17 protein-coding genes, 1 pseudogene and 1 riboswitch are annotated in these 13689 nt (G+C 40.9%); of the genes and pseudogenes, 4 read left to right on the forward strand and 14 right to left on the reverse strand.

Annotation, left to right across the window (positions count from 1 at the left end; genetic code table 11):
* Window positions 1-2: 2 nt before the first annotated feature.
* The 5 genes from MHI16_RS10675 to MHI16_RS10695 all read right to left on the reverse strand — a co-directional run bounded on the left by MHI16_RS10675 (window position 3) and on the right by MHI16_RS10695 (window position 3776).
* Window positions 3-590, reverse strand: a complete 588-nt coding sequence (locus tag MHI16_RS10675) for a nucleoside recognition domain-containing protein (RefSeq protein ID WP_106037951.1) — start codon at window positions 588-590, stop codon at window positions 3-5.
* Window positions 578-1729: a D-alanyl-D-alanine carboxypeptidase family protein gene (locus tag MHI16_RS10680; protein ID WP_268465977.1), complete on the reverse strand. Its 1152-nt coding sequence runs from the start codon at window positions 1727-1729 to the stop codon at window positions 578-580. Before MHI16_RS10680 ends, MHI16_RS10675 begins: the two co-directional genes overlap by 13 nt.
* A 112-nt stretch (window positions 1730-1841) precedes the next feature.
* The gene (locus MHI16_RS10685) at window positions 1842-2321 is read right to left on the reverse strand and encodes a YpuI family protein (protein ID WP_058014781.1); all 480 of its coding nucleotides are present in this window, start codon (window positions 2319-2321) and stop codon (window positions 1842-1844) included.
* A gap of 113 nt (window positions 2322-2434) precedes the next feature.
* Window positions 2435-3028: an SMC-Scp complex subunit ScpB gene (gene scpB, locus MHI16_RS10690; RefSeq protein WP_034661126.1), complete on the reverse strand. Its 594-nt coding sequence runs from the start codon at window positions 3026-3028 to the stop codon at window positions 2435-2437.
* Window positions 3018-3776: a segregation/condensation protein A gene (locus tag MHI16_RS10695; protein ID WP_012010429.1), complete on the reverse strand. Its 759-nt coding sequence runs from the start codon at window positions 3774-3776 to the stop codon at window positions 3018-3020. Before MHI16_RS10695 ends, scpB begins: the two co-directional genes overlap by 11 nt.
* 208 nt (window positions 3777-3984) lie before the next feature.
* Between MHI16_RS10695 and MHI16_RS10700 the strand changes: the two genes are divergently transcribed.
* Window positions 3985-4077 (forward strand): YjcZ family sporulation protein, encoded by a 93-nt coding sequence (locus MHI16_RS10700; protein ID WP_012010430.1) that lies wholly within the window; start codon window positions 3985-3987, stop codon window positions 4075-4077.
* A gap of 87 nt (window positions 4078-4164) precedes the next feature.
* On the forward strand, window positions 4165-4689 hold the full coding sequence (locus tag MHI16_RS10705) for a DUF309 domain-containing protein (RefSeq protein WP_058014780.1): 525 nt from the start codon (window positions 4165-4167) through the stop codon (window positions 4687-4689).
* 24 nt (window positions 4690-4713) lie between these two features.
* On the opposite strand, the gene MHI16_RS10710 is transcribed toward MHI16_RS10705, so the two are convergent.
* The 7 genes and pseudogenes from MHI16_RS10710 to MHI16_RS10740 all read right to left on the reverse strand — a co-directional run bounded on the left by MHI16_RS10710 (window position 4714) and on the right by MHI16_RS10740 (window position 9060).
* On the reverse strand, window positions 4714-5067 hold the full coding sequence (locus MHI16_RS10710) for a GNAT family N-acetyltransferase (protein WP_003215830.1): 354 nt from the start codon (window positions 5065-5067) through the stop codon (window positions 4714-4716).
* A 113-nt stretch (window positions 5068-5180) separates the two neighbouring features.
* On the reverse strand, window positions 5181-5645 hold the full coding sequence (gene ribE / locus MHI16_RS10715; protein WP_012010433.1) for a 6,7-dimethyl-8-ribityllumazine synthase: 465 nt from the start codon (window positions 5643-5645) through the stop codon (window positions 5181-5183).
* 75 nt (window positions 5646-5720) lie between these two features.
* A pseudogene (gene ribB / locus MHI16_RS10720) lies at window positions 5721-6299 on the reverse strand (3,4-dihydroxy-2-butanone-4-phosphate synthase); the annotation flags it as partial.
* 11 nt (window positions 6300-6310) lie between these two features.
* A complete protein-coding gene (ribE, locus tag MHI16_RS10725) occupies window positions 6311-6961 on the reverse strand; it encodes a riboflavin synthase (protein WP_268465980.1) in 651 nt (216 codons plus the stop codon).
* Window positions 6962-7215: 254 nt separating this feature from the next.
* Window positions 7216-7357: riboswitch (FMN riboswitch) on the reverse strand.
* A gap of 106 nt (window positions 7358-7463) precedes the next feature.
* Window positions 7464-7808: a hypothetical protein gene (locus tag MHI16_RS10730; protein WP_058014778.1), complete on the reverse strand. Its 345-nt coding sequence runs from the start codon at window positions 7806-7808 to the stop codon at window positions 7464-7466.
* 224 nt (window positions 7809-8032) lie between these two features.
* Window positions 8033-8266 (reverse strand): DUF2164 domain-containing protein, encoded by a 234-nt coding sequence (locus MHI16_RS10735; RefSeq protein WP_003215556.1) that lies wholly within the window; start codon window positions 8264-8266, stop codon window positions 8033-8035.
* A gap of 212 nt (window positions 8267-8478) precedes the next feature.
* A complete protein-coding gene (locus tag MHI16_RS10740; RefSeq protein WP_061408413.1) occupies window positions 8479-9060 on the reverse strand; it encodes a TetR/AcrR family transcriptional regulator in 582 nt (193 codons plus the stop codon).
* 246 nt (window positions 9061-9306) lie between these two features.
* Here MHI16_RS10740 and MHI16_RS10745 point away from each other — a divergent pair, with 246 nt between their 5' ends.
* Window positions 9307-10566 carry an MFS transporter gene (locus tag MHI16_RS10745; RefSeq protein ID WP_061408416.1) on the forward strand — a complete coding sequence of 420 codons (1260 nt, stop codon included), beginning with the start codon at window positions 9307-9309 and terminating at the stop codon, window positions 10564-10566.
* A gap of 42 nt (window positions 10567-10608) precedes the next feature.
* Here MHI16_RS10745 and MHI16_RS10750 read toward each other — a convergent pair whose 3' ends face one another.
* Window positions 10609-11046: a peptidylprolyl isomerase gene (locus tag MHI16_RS10750; RefSeq protein ID WP_003215505.1), complete on the reverse strand. Its 438-nt coding sequence runs from the start codon at window positions 11044-11046 to the stop codon at window positions 10609-10611.
* A 321-nt stretch (window positions 11047-11367) separates the two neighbouring features.
* Here MHI16_RS10750 and MHI16_RS10755 point away from each other — a divergent pair, with 321 nt between their 5' ends.
* Window positions 11368-12252, forward strand: a complete 885-nt coding sequence (locus tag MHI16_RS10755; protein WP_061408419.1) for a DUF1002 domain-containing protein — start codon at window positions 11368-11370, stop codon at window positions 12250-12252.
* A 39-nt stretch (window positions 12253-12291) separates the two neighbouring features.
* Here MHI16_RS10755 and lysA read toward each other — a convergent pair whose 3' ends face one another.
* Window positions 12292-13617 carry a diaminopimelate decarboxylase gene (lysA, locus tag MHI16_RS10760; RefSeq protein WP_180310792.1) on the reverse strand — a complete coding sequence of 442 codons (1326 nt, stop codon included), beginning with the start codon at window positions 13615-13617 and terminating at the stop codon, window positions 12292-12294.
* Window positions 13618-13689 lie beyond the last annotated feature (72 nt).

Here is a 13689-nt window from a genome sequence, read left to right on the forward strand (position 1 = left end):
GATCACCCCCGCCTGCTTCTGCGATAGTGGAAATAGCGATCAATGAGAATGGCACCAATGCCTGAAATGAGTGTCGCCAAAATGGTTGGCCCTACAATGTCTGTTGGCTGATCTGCACCATAGGTCATTCTAATCGCAATGACGGTTGTTGGCACGAGTGTGATAGAGGATGTGTTGACCGCTAAAAATGTAATCATGGACCGACTTGCTTCATTTTTCCCGCCGTTTAATGCTTTCATCTGCTCCATCGCCTTAATCCCAAGCGGTGTAGCGGCATTCCCAAGACCAAAGAAATTCGCCATCAGATTGGACAAAATATATCCCATCGCAGGATGGTTAGGCGGAATTTCCGGAAATAGCTTTGAAATAAAGGGACGGCACAATTTACTAAAGAAATTTAACAAACCTGCCTCTTCTGCAATCTTCATCAGCCCGAGCCAAAAAACGAGGACACTAATCAGACCAATTGAAATGGTCACTGCTTCCTTTGATCCCTTAAATACAGCTTCGTTTACTTCCTCCATCGTTCCGTTGAACATCGCATACACAAGACCGATGACAGTGAGGAATACCCAAATTAGATTGACCATGAAGATCCGCCTATAGATGTCTGAAAGACAGACTTAAACATTTCTTGAAAGCTTTTTTGTGGCATTCGATTTCGTTTATTTTCATAAAAAATCGGTACTTGCTCGATCACCTGACCATCTAGTAAAAACGTCATTTTCCCTACAACATCCGGGATGGCTTCGGCGTTTTTTTTCCACTTTTTTTGAGGAGTAAGCATTTCCGTTTCAATTTCTACTAGCTTTTTCTCATCTTCATTTAAAAAATAGTCCACATCACGTTTGATAAATGCCTTTTTTTCGTAAAAGGTTCCCTTTAATGAAGCGAGTCTTCCTTTTTCAGCAAGTACGTACGTTTTATAGTGATCAAATGCATATTCAAACATAGAGATATGATCCTTCCAATCATCTGGCGCATTAATGGTCACAGCGATCAGCGCCGCATCTCCTTTTGCAGCTGTAGAGACAAGTGTGCGTTTCGCAAGCTTCGTATATCCCGTTTTCCCTCCAGTAGAATATTGATATAAACCAGTAAGGAGCTTGTTTTTATTTTTCCAATAGCCCTCCATCGTTTTTGCTTTATAGAAAGTCGTGCCCGCAATTTTTTGATATTGTTTATGCTCCATGGCGGATTTTGTTAAGATGGCCATGTCATAGGCTGATGAATAATGATGTTTATGATCATCCAGTCCATGCGGATTTTGAAAATTCGTATTCTCCATTCCTAGTTCAGATGCTTTTTGATTCATCATAAAAATAAATCCTTCTAAGCTGCCGCCCACATGCTCTGCAATGGCAACAGCTGCATCATTTCCAGAACGCAGCATAAGCCCGTATGTCAAGTCTTCTAGGCTCACCTTCTGCCCTTCTTTTAAATAAATCGATGAGCCCTCTGCTTGAATCGCGCGCTTTGATACTTTGACGGTGTCTTTCATTTTCCCTGATTCAATGGCTAATACCGCCGTCATTATTTTTGTAATACTGGCGATTCTTCTTTTTTCATGCTCGTCCTTTCCAAATAGGACTCTGCCTGACTGTCCATCTATTAAAATGGCGCTTCTTGCACTCACCGATAATGACATATCTGCTTTGGCATGTGAGGAAAAGGGCAGTAAGAGTGTAAATAGAAGAAGGACTGCTGTTCCAATTTTTAAATAGGGCATGTTCATTCACGTCCTTGTCCGTTTTGTACAAGTGTATGCGCGGCTGAAAAAGTTATGATGCCTCGTCCATAAAAAAAAGCGTCTCTATATGTAGAGACGCTTTTTCCTCTTGCTATACCATTTTCATTTGCTGATGAGATGTCGTATATTCTAGCTCTTCTCTCATCGCTAAAAAATCTTTTTCTAATGAAGAAAATAATCGTTTGATCTCAGCGGATACTTCATGGTGGAAAACAATGCTGCTCTTTCCTGTATACGCGGAACGGCTGTCTTCATACCATGTATCCTTTTTCGGCGTGAAAAACTCTTCAATACATCGATGATAAATACGGTGAAGCGTCTGCTGCGCGGCTTGCTGCGGGAATGTCTGCTGCTGGCTGATTTTCCTGCAAACTGCCGCTGCATCCTCACTGTACACTGCAAGCTTCCGTAATGTATTCAATATGTCACAATAATAGGCTTCCGCTTCAGGGTTTAATCGTTTCATACTTGATAAGGTAGCTTCATTCAGAAAACCATTCATTTCAGTTGCAACCTTTGATAAAAAGACGCCTGCTTGATCAACTTGAGCCTTTACATTCATATGTGCCATTTGTTTTGTGTTTACCTTCCCCTCATGGCTTTATGACCATTTTATCTGACATCAATAGATGTTAGACCTAAAATCTTTTTTATATTTTATCATACCTTTTTCATTCTTTTGAACTATTTTATCTCTTCAAATGTTTGATTGAAGTTTTCAAAAAATAGATCAGCTTCTTCTTGTACACCATCTGCTTCTACATTCTCTGGAAGCGGCGGTAATTCATCCAATGCCTTTAAGCCAAACTGCTCTAAAAAGGTCGGTGTTGTCCCATAAAGAATTGCTCGCCCAGGTCCATCAGCACGTCCAACTTCACAGAGCAGCGCTTTGGCTACTAAACTATGTAGCACCCGCTCTGATTTGACTCCTCTAATTTCTTCTACCTCACTGCGTGTGATCGGCTGTTTATAAGAAACGATTGCGAGTACTTCAAGGGCTGCTTGAGACAAACCTTTGGATGGGGTCTCGACTAATTTTTTCAAATAAATGCTGTATTCTTTTTTCGTCAGCAGCATATAAGAATCTGCATATTCAATGAGCTCAATTCCTCGTTCTTGTTTTTGATATTCTTCCTTTACGGCAGACATCATGTCGAGTAACGCTGCCTCTTCTACTTCAAGAACAGACATGAGCTGTTTTTTTGTTAAGCCTTCGTCACCTGCTGCATAAAGCAGCGCTTCTATGATGGCTTTCCAATTCACGATATCAAGCGTCATGAATCGTTTCACTCCCTATTATATAAATGTCTTCAAAGTTTCCTTCCTGCTCTAACATGATTTGATGACTTTTCATCAATTCAAGAACAGCAAGAAACGTCACGACAAGGTGCTCCTTTTGATCATGTTGAAATAGAGTCATGAAATTGGTGCGCTTTTTCGTTTTTCTTAAATGGTTCATAATCTCATTCATTTTGTCTTCAATCGGAATTTCTTGTCTTGTAATCCTAGATGGTGCCGGTTTCGTTATTTTTTTTCGGTTCAATACCTTTTGGAACGCACCTAACATATCATACACCGTGACATGCAAGTTTGTGTCCTTCGCTTCCGATTCTTTTGCAAATTCGCTTAAATCACTCGGGGGTTTTGTAAAGGCATTTTGCCTTTCTTCCTCGCGTTCCTTTAGTTCTTGTGCTGCATCTTTATACTTTCGGTATTCAATGAGTTTACCAATCAGTTCTTCTCGAGGGTCCTCTTCTTCTTCAAGCAGGTCTTCATCAAATAGCTCTTCCTCTTGTTTCGGAAGGAGCATTCTGCTTTTAATGCTCAGGAGGGTTGCAGCCATCACCAAATATTCACTTGCCACATCAAGTTCAAGCTCCCTCATGGTGTGGACATATAATAAATACTGCTCCGTAATTTTAGCAACGGGAATATCATAAATATCAATTTCCAACCGGTTGATTAAATGTAAAAGCAAGTCCAAAGGACCTTCAAACGAATCTATTTTCACCTGATATTCCAGCATTTTTTCTCACCATTTCTACTGTCTTCTAAGTACCGTTTCACCGGCTAACCTTTAGTATAAGACAGGATAAAGCTCTCGTCCAATATAATTTCGACCATGATGTCCTAGGCAAAATAAGAAAAACATTGGATTCGCCCATACCACTCAGGGCATTTATACATAGAATACCATTGTAAACAGAACTGATGAAAAAGGAGGCCGTATCATTATGGGAGATGGCTATAACTTTGGCGGAGGTTTCGCGCTTATTGTCGTGCTTTTCATCTTGCTGATCATCGTTGGCGCGGCTTGGGTTTATTAAAGAAACAGAGCGTCCTTTCACGAAGGGCGCTCTTTCTTCTTTTCTTTTCAATATGTTAGACTGAAAGTGGAAAAGGAGATGACCACTGTGTATCCTGAAGCGTACGTGGCTTTTTTACATGAATTTCATACGACAAGAGATTATTTTGAGTGTCATGAAATTCTTGAGGAATATTGGAAAGAAGACCCGCCTGAGCAGCGCAAAGAATATTGGGTTGGCTTTATTCAGCTTGCCGTTGCTTTGTATCATCAAAGACGGGGAAATGGAAAAGGAGCAAAACGGCTCATTTCAAATAGCCTCCACTTGCTGGAAGCAAACCGGCCGGTATTATCGAACCTCGGTCTGGATGATGAGGCGTTTCTCATACTTCTGAGAACGCTGAAGAAGAAAATGGCTGAAGATATGTCATACGAAAGTGTGATGCTCCCGATTAAAGATGAAGCGCTTCTGTTTCTATGCCAAGAAATGGCTCAAAAAGAAGGACTGACCTTTGGCCAGGAGAGCAACTTATCCCACACATTTTTGATCGAAAAACATAGACTGCGCGACCGGACAGATGTATTACTTGAACGAAAAAAGCAAATCGAACGTAAAAAAAGCAGAGGACTGTAGCCTCTGCTTTTACATGTGTGATATTTAGTTTGTTTCGCTGTGACACTTATGAAAGAAGCCTTGCGTTAATTCATTTGGAATGAGTGTTTTGGTTTTGAATACCTCTTCCACGGCTAATACCATTTCCTTGCCGATTCCTTGATCACGATGGGATGGATTCACACTAATATGCTCGATTTGTACTTGGTCGTCTGTTTTCAACACACCAATGGCACCTACGATATCCTCGCCATCTTTCCAAAGGAACAGCTGCCGATTTTCATCCATTTCATAAGACTTCATCGTCTGCTGAAGCTGTTTGACGTCTTTCTCACCCGGCATGAAGGAAAGTAGCCCCATGGCAATTTTTTCAAAAGACCTCTTATAACGAATTAACATATATACCCCTCAATATTCAAATTATCCTTATGTCCAGCAAATGTCTCACGAATCATTTGCTCATCACACATTATAAACATTTTTATACCGTTTTTAAACTCTTTTTCACTAAATTAACGAAAGGTACGATTGAGATTCGCCATTTCAATGGCAGCTGCAGCCGATTCGCTGCCTTTATTTCCAGCTTTTGTGCCGGCTCTTTCGATGGCTTGTTCAATGGATTCTGTTGTTAGTACACCGAAGATAATCGGTACACCTGTTGACATGGCACTTTGAGCAATTCCTTTAGCGGCTTCATTACAAACATAATCGTAGTGAGTTGTTGCGCCCCTGATTACAGTTCCAAGTGTAATGACGGCATCGTATTTCTCTGTTTCAGCTAGTTTTTTTGCCATGTACGGAATTTCAAAAGCACCCGGTACCCACACAACATCAATATCGTCACCGTTTGCTCCGTGTCTGAGCAATGTATCTTCTGCTCCGTCAAGCAGTTTACTTGTAATAAAGTCATTAAATCTCGCGACGACAATTGCAAATTTTAGTCCTTCTGCTACTACATGCCCTTGTATTGTATTCATATGTTGATCATCCTTTTTTGTGATTTTTTATTTTGTTTCGACAGAAGCTGTTTCTTTATGATTTAAATATGTCTGTAATGCTTCTATTGTCAGCATTTTTAAACCGTGCTGTTTTTGGATTTTTTTTAGTTCTGGAACCCGCGCCATTGAGCCATCTACATTCATAATTTCACATATGACACCCGCTGGCTCTGAACCTGCCAGTTTCGCAAGATCTACCGCTGCCTCTGTATGACCTGGTCTTTCTAGTACGCCGCCTTCTTTTGCAATGAGCGGAAATACATGACCTGGGCGGGCAAATTCTTCTGGTGTTGCGTCTTTATTTAACATGGCAAGCATGGTCATAGAGCGCTCAAAAGCACTAATACCAGTCGTCGTTGTCACATGATCGATGCTCACAGTAAAAGCTGTATGGTGTGCATCTGTATTTTGTTCTACCATTGGATGCAGGTTCAGATGTTTAGCAATCGACGCTTGAACCGGTGTACAAATGAGGCCTCTTCCATGTAAAGCCATAAAGTTAATCACTTCAGGCGTGGCATGCTCAGCAAGTGCCACAAAATCTCCTTCGTTTTCTCTGTCTTCATCATCCACAACGATAATGATTTCTCCTTCTTTTAGAGCGTTTACTGCTTCTTCTACTGAATGATACATACAATCGCCTCCTAGAATCCGTGCTCTTTTAAAAATGATGGGGTCAATCGAGATGGCTGCTTTTCGCCTTGTTCTTTTGTGAAAAAGCGATAGATGTATTTACCGATCATGTCACACTCTATATTCACAGTCTCTCCCATAGATTTAGTCGGGAAAATAGTTCCTTCAAGCGTATGAGGAATAATAGAGACTGTGACGTGTGAATCTTGCAAATCGAAAATGGTTAAGCTGACACCATCTATTGCGATCGAACCCTTTTGCGTGAGCATATCTGTGAGGGTCTTGTCCATTTCTAAATCATAGTAAATGGCATTACTTTTCTTTTCTATTCGGGTAATGACTGCCGTCCCGTCAACATGGCCTGAGACAAAATGACCGCCGAACCGTCCATTCGAGGACATGGCCCGCTCTAAATTCACTGGACTGCCTGATGTCAGCTGATCCAGTGATGTCGCTTTGACCGTCTCTGGCATCACATCTGCTGCGAACTGTGCTTTTGTAAAGCTTGTGACTGTAAGACATACACCATTGATCGCTATACTGTCTCCAAGGTGAACATCTTCTAACACATGGCTGCACTGAATGACAATTTCCATGGCATCTGCTGACTTTTTGCTTAATGACTGAACGGTGCCTACTTCTTCAATTATCCCCGTAAACATGTGATCCTCCCTTTCTTTTCATTTGTATTTCTCACTTTTAAAAAAAGCGATGTTAGGGACATGTGATCGATTGAGCACCTTCGTCGCTTTTTATGGTCCATACAAGGTAGATGAGGGATCACCTAATAAACACTGCATGCCGGTCTATTCACTACATGTACATACAGAAAGCCCCGGAAAAAATTCCGGGGCTTTGGCTTTTTTGCATTAGAAATAAAACTATGATCAACAAATATTTTTCGTTCATAGCTTTCTTTATCCTTCTCCCATCCAGACTTTCACTGTCGGCTTCAGCTTTTCACTGAATCAACCGTTAATAAATTAACGGGTCACGGGCTGTAAAGCATTTGCTTTATTACCGTCGGTCGGGATTTTCACCCTGCCCCGAAGGATACAATCGATATTCAGCTGTCCTTAGGGGATATTATAGCGATCCTTGTTGGCAAATGCAACAATCAAGATTTTTCACAAAAAAAAGCCTCCTTATAGGAAAGGAGACTTGTTAATTAACGACTTTTACTACTTTTATAAGACCATCTATTCTTTTTTCATTACTAAAGTAGGCTTTAATACGATCGCCTTTTTTCAAGTCGGCCACATCATCTTCGAATTTCTTTCCATTAAAAATGATTTTCGTGCCGTTTTTTGCTTGACCGTAATATTCATCTCCGTCAATTTTCGTAATGGTATATTCATAGATGGTATAATCTTTATCATTATTTGTTAAGCTCTCACCAATGGCTGTTGGCACATCTTCAATTTTCATGCCATTCATGTATAAATAACCTACGCCTAAAAAAAGCAGTAAAACAAATAAAATGGCCATTTTCAATTTAATTTTCCCCATATTTAGAACCTCCATCATCTGCACTTCGCCTATTTGTATGTTTTATTCCTTCTTTTGTTGAAATAAAACCAAAAAAGCTGATTTCCATTAATGGTTACTTATATAACGATTGAGATGGACCTTTGGTTCCACCTTTTCATCATTACATATGTTACGAATATGCGTTCTTTATTAAGGGGGTCTCTTTCCTCTTTATCAGTTAGCAAGGCACACATCATTGATGATCATCTTTTTTCGAGTGCGAATAAATCTTCCTCTAACAATTGCGATCTCTGAACAGCGATGTTTCGGCTGTCACGAACCCCTTGATTATAATAGTAGCTTCCAAGATTTTTTGTGATAAATTCTAGTATATTGATGGCTGCTAATTCACCAATTTCTTCTTCTCGTTCTTCGGCAAAATAACGCTGAATGGCAATCATCATTTGATTTTTTTCTTCTTTTGTTAATGGTTTCAAATTATCTCCTGCTTTCTTTCAGCATGACCACGCTTTTTTGATTTGTACTAACAATGTGGTGACACCCACAAATACGAATGTTTGTTCTCTTATCATATCACAAAATCGAATTTTGTCCATCACTGACCTAAAAGAAAAAGCGTATTTTGATATTTAGTTCAAAATACGCTATCACTCTTATTGAAGGAGGATGCCATAGTATGTTGTCCATTTTATTTTAATATGGAAAGTATCGTCGCTACAGAATGATCTACAAATGAACGCTCTGGACGAGATTTCATGAGAACGGTCAGTCCTATGAAAGAAACGACCAGTGTTTGTGCTAAAGCTTTCGCATTCAGGCTGCTTTTGAGCTCACCCGAGCGAATACCTTGAATAATTCTTTCTTCGAAAATGACGGAAAGATACATCTGATGCTCTCTTGTCAGAATTTCAAATTTCTCTTCGTGTGGCGCAAGTTCCACTATTGTATTGATGCAAAAACACCCTTTACTCGGACCATCTCTATATTCCTCTTCTACTAAATCTGCAAATAATGCATGAAATGCTTCCTTGACAGAAAGATTGTTTTGAAGTTTTGTTCGAATATGGGCAGCATGCTGCTTTGTGTATTTGCGTAATGCAGCCTCAAATAATTCCTCTTTATCTCCAAACGCTGAGTATAAACTTGGCCGCTGTATTCCCATTTTTTCAGTCAAATCGCTTAATGTAGCGGCCCTATACCCCTTTTCCCAAAAAAGCACCATTGCCTCATCCAATGCTTTTTCCTTGTCAAATTCCCGTTGTCGAACCATCAGCAATTCCTCATTTCAACATTATAATTTCTTCACAAAGTCAGGCATCTATTTTTTGATATCATTCTCTATTTGATTACCAATCGGTACATTATAATTTTATTTTATCGATGTATGATTGTCAAATTGCCTTCCTCTTTCAAAATGAAAGTATTGACTTTAAAATGTTTTGTTGGTTATCCTTAACAGGAATCATAATATACCGATCAGTACATTATACTTTTTAGTACAAAAGGAGACGATGACATGCATGGTGAAAGAAAAAACACTTCCATTGAACATCTTGATTTTGAAACGGCTCACTTACAAAACAAACCGAAACAAGCGATGACTCGCTATATGGCTCTGCTGTTTGCGTCAGCCTGCGGGATGGCAGTTGCAAACATATACTTTGCGCAACCGTTATTAGACTCTCTCGCATCCGAGTTTGGTATCACCTATTCATCCATTGGCATGGTCATTACGATTACTCAACTTTGTTATGCACTAGGACTGCTACTGATCGTACCACTTGGTGATCTGTTTAATCAAAGGCGGCTCATCATGGCTCAGATGCTAGTATTCGTGTTATCTCTGATTCTAGTCGGCATCGCCCCTACTGCCACCGTCCTGTTCATAGGGCTGGCTGCCGTCGGCATGCTTGCTGTGGTCACTCAGGTACTCGTAGCGTTCGCAGCGACATGGGCTGCCCCTGAAGAACGAGGCCGTATCGTGGGCTTGGTTCAAAGTGGCATTGTGATTGGTATTCTTCTCGCACGAACGTTTGCTGGTGTACTAACCGATCTCGCTGGCTGGAGGTCAGTCTATCTCGTGTCTGCCGTTATGATGCTCATTATAACCGGCGTGTTATACCGGTATCTCCCGCGTGCTCACAGCAAGAGAGCGTCTATATCCTATATGAAGCTGCTCGCTTCAATGTTTATATTGTTCAGACAAGAACGAATTCTTCGCATCCGAGGCATACTGGGTTTTCTGATCTTTATCGTGTTTGGTACGTTGTGGACTTCACTCGTGCTGCCTCTCAGCAGCTCGCCACACAATCTTTCACATACGGCGATCGGGGCATTTGGTCTTGCCGGAGTTGCCGGGGCATTAGGCGCTGCCCGGGCTGGACGGCTTGCTGATCGAGGCTTAGGACAATTAACAACTTTTATAGCTCTTGTCCTATTACTCATTTCATGGGTTTTTATCTATTTCACAGAATATTCACTCATTTTATTAATCATCGGTATTATCATTCTTGACCTATCTGTACAAGCTGTACATGTGACCAACCAAAGCATGATTTTCACAGTGCTGCCTGAGGCGAGAAGCCGGCTTACTGCTGCTTATATGATTTTTTACTCCATCGGCAGTGCGACTGGTTCCATTGCTTCCACCAGCATATACGCAAACAATGGCTGGGGCGGAGTATGTTTATTTGGCGCCTCTGTCAGCGCCATTACCCTTTTATATTGGTTCATCACCTACCGCCTCACGGAACAATTAACCGTAAAATCAGATTGATAATAAAAAACACCGCGTTTAAGCGGTGTTTTGGATTAAGGATTAAGCATCGAAAACTTCGACTTTTTCCATTCCTTGGCCTTGTTCCATATCTAGAACAGCCTCGATACCAGATGTTACTTTGCCAAAAACAGTGTGAACACCGTTTAAGTGCGGCTGCGGGTCATGGACGATAAAGAATTGGCTGCCGCCCGTGTCTTTACCAGCATGCGCCATTGATAATGAACCTCTTTCGTGTTGATGTGGATTTCCTTCTGTTTCACATTTAATTGTGTAACCAGGACCACCAGTTCCATTACCGTTTGGATCGCCGCCTTGGCTTACGAAACCAGGGATGACGCGGTGGAATTTCAGTCCATCGTAGAAGCCTTCATTCGCTAATTTTTCAAAGTTTGCTACTGTACCAGGAGCAGCCTCTGGGTATAGTTCAAACTCAAGTTTCTTACCATTCGTTAGTTGTATGTATCCTTTTTTCGCCATTTTTCACATTCTCCTTTCAGGTTAAACAACGCTCATTATAGCACATTTTTGGCCATGTTAAACATCCTCTGCTCTTTGATTGTGATTTACCTCTTTTCTTAGGATTGATACAATAGAAGAGCTTGATCCTTTTTTCCTATTAAATTGGTGACAGAATGAGCAACATGTCTTTATTTTTTGGAAAAGGAAAACATCTTAAAAAGAAAATTGAAACGTCGAATCGATTTGTTACGTCTATATGATGGAGTACATTTCTTTACGTGTACTCAAAAGATGAGTTTCTCTTGAAAGAGGAACCCTTTCGACTTGAAGGAGGTCAACATGTTTAAAAAATCAATGCTTAGTATGATGGCAGCGCTCCTTTTCCTCATTGGTGCGCCAAAAGTCAGCTTAGCGGATGCAGCTGTCGGCGATGTCATCGTCACACTTGGGCAAGACTTAACTCCGGCTGATCGCCAGAAGGTGCTTGACGAGTTGAATCCACCTGAAAATGCGACAAAAATTGAAGTAACCAATAAAGAAGAGCATGAATATTTAGGAAAGTATATCCCCCGTTCTTCTATCGGAACGAGAGCATTATCATCTTCATCGATCACCATAGAAAAATCAGGTACTGGTCTGACTGTGGATACTCATAACATCAAGACCATTACAGATGAGATGTATTTAAATGCTTTAATGACAGCCGGTGTCAAGGATGCCAAAGTTGTTGTGACTGCACCGTTTGAAGTCTCTGGTACAGCCGCACTGACGGGTTTATTAAAGGCCTATGAAGTGTCTAGCGACAAAGCCATTCCAGAAGATGTGAAGCAGGTAGCAAACGAAGAGCTTGTGACAACGTCTAAATTGGGTGACTCCATCGGGAAAGACAATGCTTCTGCCCTTATCGCAAAAATTAAGGATGACATTGCGAAAAATGGTGTCCCTAAAACAACAAAAGAAGTCGAAGAAAAAGTGGATCAGGCTGCTTCTGATTTAAACTTAAATCTAACGCAAGAGCAAAAGGATCAACTTGTTTCACTATTCGATAAAATGAAGAACATCAATATCGATTGGAACCAAGTAGGGTCTCAAATCGATAAAGCAAAAGACAAGATTACGAAATTCATAGAATCAGATGAAGGGAAAAACCTACTTCAAAAGATTTGGGATTTCTTTGTCTCCATTTGGAACGCGATCGTCTCTGTATTTACTGGAGGAAAATAAGTCATCATAAAAAGCTGCCTGTACATCAGGCAGCTTTTTTTACGTAGATGATTTTACTTTTGATTGATAAGGTAAATCAAGTTTGACAATATCCGCATATGTTTCGCGTTCAACCACAAGCTGCGCTTCCCCGTCTTCTACAAATACAACAGCCGGGCGCGGGATACGGTTATAATTATTTGACATACTGTAGCCGTAAGCTCCGGTACAAAAGACCGCTAATAAGTCTCCTTGTGATAACTCTGGCAGATCGATATCCCAAATAAGCATATCTCCACTTTCACAGCATTTCCCTGCAATAGAAACCGTTTGATCATGCGATTGGCTCATTTTGTTGGCACTTGCCGCTTCATATTTCGCTTGATATAAAGCTGGACGAATGTTGTCACTCATTCCCCCATCTACCGCAACATAATCGCGAATACCAGGTACGTGTTTTGATGAACCGATCGTATAAAGCGTTGTCCCTGCATCTCCAACAAGAGAGCGGCCTGGCTCAATCCAAATCTCCGGCATATCAAACTCATAGCGTGTCACGTTCTCTTTTACAGCTTGGATAATTTTCTCGACGTATTCTGTCGCAGGAAGTGGTTCATCTTCTTCTGTATAACGGATACCAAAGCCGCCGCCTAAGTTTAATACAGTCGAAATAAAACCAAATGATTCTCTCCATTCATCCAGCTTCAAAAAGATCTTGTCTGCTGCAAGGACAAAACCAGCTGTATCAAATATTTGTGAACCAATATGGCAATGTACGCCTAAAAGTTCGATCACTTCTGATCCAAGCACTTGTTTCACCGCTTCATCTGCTTGTCCATTGTGAAGGTCAAAACCGAATTTGGAATCCTCTTGGCCAGTTGTAATGTAATCATGCGTATGCGCTTCGACACCTGGTGTGATACGCAGCAGTACTTTCACCTTTTTTGAGAGCTCTTGACCAAGCTCTTCAATGAGTTTCATTTCGTAAAAATTATCTACGACGATACAGCCGATCTCTTGCTCTAACGCCATTTTTAATTCATCTCTGCTTTTATTGTTGCCATGGAAATGAATTTTTTCTACCGGAAACCCGGCGCAAATGGCTGTGTGAAGCTCCCCGCCTGATACGACATCAAGAGATAATCCTTCTTCCTTAGCAAGCTGAAACATTGCGATGGAGGAAAATGCTTTACTCGCATATGCTACCTGCGCTTTTAACTCTTCTTCTATAAATGCTTTTTGAAAGCTTTTTGCACGCTCCCGTATTAAAGCCACATCATATACATAAAGTGGTGTCCCATACGTTTCAGCTAAAGAAACGGCATCAACACCACCAATTTCTAAATGACCGAGTTCATTTTGTCTGCAAGTGCCGTGTAAATACAATGTCATTCCCTCTTTCTCCGCCTCGGCTGAAAAAAGACAGCTGCGTGAGCTGCCTTTTTGCCGTTTCTCAAA

Origin of the sequence: Bacillus sp. FSL K6-0923, assembly GCF_038630825.1 — a bacterium.
GTDB classification, from domain to species: domain Bacteria; phylum Bacillota; class Bacilli; order Bacillales; family Bacillaceae; genus Bacillus; species Bacillus pumilus.

Coding starts and splice junctions, on each gene's coding strand:
- MHI16_RS10675 (WP_106037951.1), bottom strand. CDS start 590: ATGGTCAATCTAATTTGGGTATTCCTCACTGTCATCGGTCTTGTGTAT.
- MHI16_RS10680 (WP_268465977.1), bottom strand. CDS start 1,729: ATGCCCTATTTAAAAATTGGAACAGCAGTCCTTCTTCTATTTACACTC.
- MHI16_RS10685 (WP_058014781.1), bottom strand. CDS start 2,321: ATGGCACATATGAATGTAAAGGCTCAAGTTGATCAAGCAGGCGTCTTT.
- scpB (WP_034661126.1), bottom strand. CDS start 3,028: ATGACGCTTGATATCGTGAATTGGAAAGCCATCATAGAAGCGCTGCTT.
- MHI16_RS10695 (WP_012010429.1), bottom strand. CDS start 3,776: ATGCTGGAATATCAGGTGAAAATAGATTCGTTTGAAGGTCCTTTGGAC.
- MHI16_RS10700 (WP_012010430.1), top strand. CDS start 3,985: ATGGGAGATGGCTATAACTTTGGCGGAGGTTTCGCGCTTATTGTCGTG.
- MHI16_RS10710 (WP_003215830.1), bottom strand. CDS start 5,067: ATGTTAATTCGTTATAAGAGGTCTTTTGAAAAAATTGCCATGGGGCTA.
- ribE (WP_012010433.1), bottom strand. CDS start 5,645: ATGAATACAATACAAGGGCATGTAGTAGCAGAAGGACTAAAATTTGCA.
- ribE (WP_268465980.1), bottom strand. CDS start 6,961: ATGTTTACGGGGATAATTGAAGAAGTAGGCACCGTTCAGTCATTAAGC.
- MHI16_RS10730 (WP_058014778.1), bottom strand. CDS start 7,808: ATGGGGAAAATTAAATTGAAAATGGCCATTTTATTTGTTTTACTGCTT.
- MHI16_RS10740 (WP_061408413.1), bottom strand. CDS start 9,060: ATGGTTCGACAACGGGAATTTGACAAGGAAAAAGCATTGGATGAGGCA.
- MHI16_RS10745 (WP_061408416.1), top strand. CDS start 9,307: ATGCATGGTGAAAGAAAAAACACTTCCATTGAACATCTTGATTTTGAA.
- MHI16_RS10750 (WP_003215505.1), bottom strand. CDS start 11,046: ATGGCGAAAAAAGGATACATACAACTAACGAATGGTAAGAAACTTGAG.
- MHI16_RS10755 (WP_061408419.1), top strand. CDS start 11,368: ATGTTTAAAAAATCAATGCTTAGTATGATGGCAGCGCTCCTTTTCCTC.